Source organism: Lysinibacillus sp. NPDC094177 (assembly GCF_050279145.1).
Lineage (GTDB): Bacteria > Bacillota > Bacilli > Bacillales_A > Planococcaceae > Lysinibacillus.
The window spans coordinates 1-4,802 of sequence record NZ_JBNNTW010000031.1 but is presented as its reverse complement, the minus strand read 5'-3'; the positions used below and the strand labels follow the sequence as shown (position 1 = coordinate 4,802).

Annotated in this window: 5 protein-coding genes; 4 read left to right on the top strand and 1 reads right to left on the bottom strand. The window is 32.9% G+C overall.

Annotated features, from left to right (window positions below):
- The first annotated feature begins 288 nt into the window (after positions 1-288).
- From ACQKNC_RS22510 to ACQKNC_RS22495, 4 genes are all read left to right on the top strand, one after another.
- On the top strand, positions 289-756 hold the full coding sequence (locus ACQKNC_RS22510; protein ID WP_427426920.1) for a hypothetical protein: 468 nt from the start codon (positions 289-291) through the stop codon (positions 754-756).
- Between the two features lie 130 nt (positions 757-886).
- Complete coding sequence (locus tag ACQKNC_RS22505; RefSeq protein ID WP_427426919.1) at positions 887-1,456, top strand: hypothetical protein; 570 nt, start codon at positions 887-889, stop codon at positions 1,454-1,456.
- A 1,009-nt stretch (positions 1,457-2,465) separates the two neighbouring features.
- On the top strand, positions 2,466-2,897 hold the full coding sequence (locus tag ACQKNC_RS22500; protein WP_427426918.1) for a hypothetical protein: 432 nt from the start codon (positions 2,466-2,468) through the stop codon (positions 2,895-2,897).
- Positions 2,898-3,103: 206 nt separating this feature from the next.
- On the top strand, positions 3,104-3,346 hold the full coding sequence (locus ACQKNC_RS22495; protein ID WP_427426917.1) for an ATP-dependent Lon protease: 243 nt from the start codon (positions 3,104-3,106) through the stop codon (positions 3,344-3,346).
- Between the two features lie 723 nt (positions 3,347-4,069).
- On the opposite strand, the gene ACQKNC_RS22490 is transcribed toward ACQKNC_RS22495, so the two are convergent.
- A complete protein-coding gene (locus tag ACQKNC_RS22490) occupies positions 4,070-4,498 on the bottom strand; it encodes a HEAT repeat domain-containing protein (protein ID WP_427426916.1) in 429 nt (142 codons plus the stop codon).
- Positions 4,499-4,802 lie beyond the last annotated feature (304 nt).

The window sequence follows — 4,802 nt, the reverse complement described above, 5'->3', positions numbered from 1 at the left end:
AATTGAAGTTAAGTAAGTCTTTTTCACTAACGGATGCTTTACTTGAAGACCATTGAGTTGCGTAGGCAGCTCTTTTTTTCTTATTGAACTAACGGTGCAGTTTAGTTGAGAGGAAAAAATTACATATATAAAATAAGGCAATACATTGTTAATATTTGATAGGTAAAGTATTCTATGGCAAGAAATTAGAGTGGGGGCGTTTCTCCAACAAGTGGAGACGTTTTGTTACTAACCAAAGAAGACGTGCAGAGGATCGTATATACTTGATAATAAAAAGAGGTGGTTGATTTGAACGCTAAAACCTTACTTGAATGGGAACGAAAACACGATGCAAAAAATCGAACAATTAAGGGATTTTGGGAAAGTTTTAAGAAATGGCGTGAGGAAGATAAATATGACTATTTAGACACGTTTAACGGAAAGTTATACGAAGAATTTATTAGTGTTGAAGAAAAATCCATTGAATTAAAATATAGCTTCTTCAGGGTTGAAGCATTTGTGTTCTTTACTGTGAATTTTTTTTACTTTGATACAGACATTGGGACATACTCCATTGAATTCAACTTGGATGGGGAAGTTTCAGATGATTATTTAGTTGTTGACCATTTTTGTATAAATAATAATATATCTGAAATAAAACAAAACATAACGACTGTACGAAAAGCATTAAAAGAGGGAATTGAATTAAAATCAATATCCAATATTACTGGTATTGATGAAGCTTCAATAGAAATAATAAAGAGAAAATACTGTTGAACTAAAGGAGTGCTTTACTTGAAGAACAATGAGTTGCATATGCAGCTCTTTTTTTCTTTATTGAACGGAGCAGTTTAGTTGAACAAGATGATAAAATAATGTTAGTACAAGCAAACAATCGAGGTAAATTATGAAATTAACATTGGCAACAAACGAAGAAATCAATATCCTACATTCAAGATATAAAAGATTTAACACTCAGCTTCTTGAAAAGCCAAGTGAGTTATACAATCATATCGGTATTATGGACGTATTCAATCGTGTTCTTACTGAAGAAGAGGCATCTGAGTTATTGGGAGAAAATCATAATTTAAAGTATGGTGCAAATTTCTTGGATACTTTTACGCAACTTTTTCATCTAAAAGAGAGTGAAGTGTATGTACACATTTATAAAAAAGGATTGAGTAAAGAAGCTTTCAAATATAAATTAAGTTGCTTAAATCGGTCGGAGGCGAATCTCTTTCGAAAACTATTTTCCCACAGTAAGGGTATTTATAAAATAGGAGATGTGGAAGCCCTTGTCTTTTTAACGAAACTCTCAGTAACTGAACTATATTTCGCAGATTTTTTCTTTCCTTCTCTGGATACAGTGATAATAGGGAATTATGATTTGTCGTTTCCTATTTATTCTAAGACGATAATAGGTTTTAAAAAATGCAAAGAAATTATTGAAGAAAACGGCTTATTTATACGACAATAGGAAATGAACAATGATAGAAGTATGGATTTCTTGTTTTACTTACGGAGTGCAATTGTTCAATAGAGCAGTCGCTTTTTCACTAACGAGGCAGGTTAGTTCAATAGCGTTGTTTAACTTGCGTTCAACAATCGGGCCATATTATTGAATAACATTCTTTTATGAAAGGTTACCAAAGGACGCTTTGGGAAGGTTGTACCTCAATGGCGCAGGTTTATTCAATAAATAGAAATGGATTTTAGTTATTCCTTAAATGGTAATTTTATTCAGAACTGGAACCTTTGACACTTCCTGGCGTTAAAGTAAATGGGTAGTTTAGTTCAATCTAAATAAAGAGAGTTCCGAAAAAAATAGATATATGCGAGGTGAAATAATGACTAAAAAAACACTAATTTTTCTAATCTGTTCTTATATCATTGCTTTTGTAATGAATTTTTTTCCATCAATAAAATATCCTGACTCTAATTTGACCATTTTGAATTTACTTGTAACTGTTTTATTTATAATTACTTTGTTGGCATTTGTAAAAAAAGTAATCCTTAAAAATAGTGTCAAGAAAGGATTAAGTATCTATTTAACTTTGGGTTGTTTATCTGGTTTGATAGCATATGTTATAACAAAATTTCAAGAGACAATTTTGCAGTCTGCTATTTTACATATGATATCGTCAATTCATTATCCGTTATATATGATTTTTACAACTCCACTATTTGGATTAAATTATTTGTTTAGTGTGAATTACGGGTTTTTCTCATTATTGATGTCCGTCATTTATTTGATTGGAATACTATTAATCGTAACTTCTAAAAGGTTAGTGAATCAGTCTGCATAAAAGGGTAAAAAGGATGATGATTTGGTTGGTGCAGTCTTTGATATATTAAAGTTAATTTCATACTTCTTTGTACGTTATATTTTAGTCGCTGTACCTTTATTTTTAATTGCTAAGCTATTCGGGGTCCCGTCAGTTCCCAAACGACGTTTTTGGAACAATCTAATAAAGGAAAGTAATAAAATGAATAAATTAATTTTATCCATATTGATTGTTATTATTTTGACTGGATGCAATAAATCCTCAAACAATCCTCTTAGTCAACTAGAAGGCAAAGTGATTGTGAATGGGGAACAATATATAATGATTCTAAGTGATTATGAGCAGAAAGACAAAGTTGAAATTAGTTTAAAACATTCTACCGATATAAACGAAATAGCTGAACTTTTCGATACACTAGATGTTGAAAAAAACGCTACATTTAAATTTGAAATTGATAAAAACCCTTCTTCAATTACGGTAACTAAACTGAATGAAGATGGTACAACTGATCTTGTTGAAATGAAAGATAATGAAATTACGATGCCATCGGAAAGTGGATATTATATTTATCAACTTAAAACACTATGGTCTGAAGGAAAACAAACTTTTGTTTTTGATGTTAATGTAGAATAAAAAGAAAGTGACCTACAACTAAATTAATTAGTTTTTTCTAACATAGGCTTTACTTGAAGATCATTGAGCTACATAGGCAACAATACACCCCATTCTAGTTATGAGTGGGGTGTTTGCTTTTGGCTGTTTATGAACAGTATGTTCCCCAAACGACGCTTTGGGAAAGTTATAATTGAACTAATGCAGCTGGATAAAGGGGGATTTTTGTGAAGTTATTATTGTCTGTTCTATTTGCTGGATTTTTGGGTATTTTGGCTTTCCTCGGACCCATTGGTATATATCTCTTATGCGCAATTATTGGTGGAGTAATTTTTAGATCATTTATTTTAATTAATGAAATTCACAAACAAGTAGTACCGATCAATGACAATGATAGGGTGAAAGAGGCATACGAAAGATATATAAAAGAGAGAGACGAAAAAGAAAAGGATACTAACGCGGGGCTTTAGTTTAACAAGGATTTATAATGTATACATAAATAAACCTAATAATGTTCCCAAATGACACTTTGGTGACCTCTACGAGGAAAGCTTTCCAAACGACGCTTTGGGAAGATTTGATACACTATACTTATTGGATTTTTATGACAATTATCGGGGATATAATGTATATTGTTTCCCCAAAATTAGTTATTTTTTACCAATTTAACAAAATAACGTTCCAAAATCAAAGTTTTGGGACGAAATAAAACACTTAAAACGTTGTCATACCAATGTATTAAGTGTTTTTCTGTATTTCATTCATATACACCTTTTTATGCACTATCGTTTGAACTTAGATACACCAAAGCTTTCAATGCTGTTCAAAAGAACTTGCACTGAATCATATTTTGAATAAAAACTTGCATATACAGCGGATTCCTTAACGTTATAAATCAACCTTTTCTTTTAACATAGCCTTTTTCTTTATTCAACTCCCATGAAAGAACTTAATCATCTTTCATTTTCTGTGGTGAAGTACTAATTTTTGTGCTTCATGGATGGCTAACGGGTCAGGTTATTTTAATAAGGTGTTTGTTTTATCATTAAACAATAAAGATAGATGATCAAAGAAAAGAAGTAATACAATTTAATATTAGTTTCGATGAACCGCAGCGTAAGATAAGAAAAAGCCATTCCCTCCACAAGCGGAGAGAATGACTTTCCTTCATACATAAATCGCAAAACTACTAATTATAGTTTTGCCCAACGTTCCTCTAACCAGTTCATAAATTCTACACCTTTGTCGCCTTCATACGCATCAAAGACATCTAAACGCATACGTTTTAGTTTATCCGCAAAGTCTGCCACTGTATGGTCCTTCGGCAAGCTCTTTTTCACCCGTAGGAAAATTTTGTCTGTTCCTTTGATAATATCAAAACGTGCAGGTGATGGCTTCTCTACGTCCTCACCAAACGCCGCGAGTGCTTCATAGGCTGCTAATTGCACCTTGTTGACAGTATCATGCTGCATACGATTTTTTAATAAATCTATGATTTTGTCATGTTGATAAGCCGATAAAATTTCGACTGCGTCTAAACGCTCTCGCCAGCTAGACGTATAATTGGCCTGTTTTTTTAATGTTTCATACTGCTCAGGTAATGCTGTTTTAAACTGTTTCAAGTAATTGCACCTCTTTTTTTAACTAGAGGAAAAATGAATTCTTCTTCTGCTTCTCTTATTATACGTTGTCTGGGTGAAAATAGCGATGAATCGCTGGTAAGGATATATATATGACGCTGCGTTAGCACTACGCTTTCGCGCAAAAAACATCTGTTGGCCCGAGACCCTGCAGCGAAGCGGCTCATCGGACGCCTCCAGGAAGCTTTGCTCTGTGCGAAAGCGAAGCGACAGCAACAAATGTTTTAACTGTGCGAAAGCGAAGCGACAGCAACAAATGTTTTAACTGTGCGAAAGCGAAGCGACA

Excerpts from the sequence above, each read along its gene's own strand:
- ACQKNC_RS22505 (WP_427426919.1), top strand. The coding sequence starts at position 887 with ATGAAATTAACATTGGCAACAAACGAAGAAATCAATATCCTACATTCA.
- ACQKNC_RS22500 (WP_427426918.1), top strand. The coding sequence starts at position 2,466 with ATGAATAAATTAATTTTATCCATATTGATTGTTATTATTTTGACTGGA.